Origin of the sequence: Paraburkholderia antibiotica (assembly GCF_012927125.1) — a bacterium.
GTDB lineage: Bacteria > Pseudomonadota > Gammaproteobacteria > Burkholderiales > Burkholderiaceae > Paraburkholderia > Paraburkholderia antibiotica.
Genome location: NZ_JABBFZ010000070.1, coordinates 1 through 1071, shown reverse-complemented (window position 1 = coordinate 1071; position 1071 = coordinate 1). Strand labels below are relative to the sequence as shown.

Below are 1071 nucleotides of genomic sequence, written 5' to 3'. Positions count from 1 at the left end.
TGTAGTGGTCAACTCACGCCGGACACCGAGTTAAGTTTTTCTTCTGCGACTGCCGGCGCTAGACCGTCATTGAATTGATGCGGTCGAGTCCAGTTGTATCGCTGCATCAGGAAATAGCTGATGTCCCGATGGGCTTCTCCAGCACTCGTATATCCAGTGGTCGGCACCCATTCCGTTTTCAAGCTTCGGAACAGGCGTTCCATCGGGCTGTTATCCCAACAATTTCCACGCCGACTCATGCTCTGCCTGATTCGATAACGCCACAATCGCTGACGGAATTTCCGGCTAGCATATTGACCGCCCTGGTCGCTGTGGAACATCAAGCCCGTAGGCCGCCCGCGTTGCTCGAACGCCATGTCTAATGCCTTGACCACCAAGTCGGCGTCGGGGCTCGTCGAGAATGACCAGCCGACAACGCGGCGCGTGAACAGGTCCAGCACCACGGCCAAATAATGCCAGCGGCCCTGCGCCCATAAATACGTGATGTCGCCGCACCAGACCGGATTCGGCGTAGCCACGTCGAACTCCCGATTCAGGACGTTGGGAATGTCGATGCGCTCCACCGTGGCGCGCTTGTATGCGTGGTTGCCAGGTTGCTTGCAAATCAAGCCGAGCTCATCCATCAGACGGCTAACCTTAAAGCGCCCAACCGTCGTGCCTTGCTCGCGCAGCATGCCCATGATGCTGCGGCTGCCTGCCGAACTGCGGCTCTCGACAAACAACTCGTGCACGCGGCTGCGCAGTGCCATTCGCGCCACGTCAACCCGTTCCCGACGATGTCTGTATGCGTAAAAGCACGACCGGGGTATGTCGAACAACTCACACAACATTGCCACCGATAGGCCGTCGCCGAACTGGTCGATTATTTCGTACGTTCTATCCCTTCCGACATCAGCAGCGCAGTAGCTTTTTTTAAAATGGTCTTCTCCCTCTCGAGGCGTTCAACCCGCGCTTCCAGCTCCTGGATGCGCTGCTGCTCTGGCGTCATTGCAGGACTCTGAGGCGTGATGCCGTGGCGTTCCTGGTGCAATTGTTGAACCCAGCGACGCAGAACCGATTCCGCAACGCCGA

The 1071-nt window shown here is 57.6% G+C and carries 1 protein-coding gene; it reads right to left on the bottom strand.

Features of this window, described 5'->3' with window-relative positions:
• Window positions 1-8: 8 nt before the first annotated feature.
• Window positions 9-1071 (bottom strand): IS3 family transposase gene (locus tag HHL14_RS32775; RefSeq protein WP_169501747.1). Its coding sequence is split into 2 segments (ribosomal slippage), with 1064 coding nucleotides annotated over them: window positions 9-907 and window positions 907-1071; the frame shifts between segments, so codons are not numbered across the junction. This gene is flagged as partial in the annotation.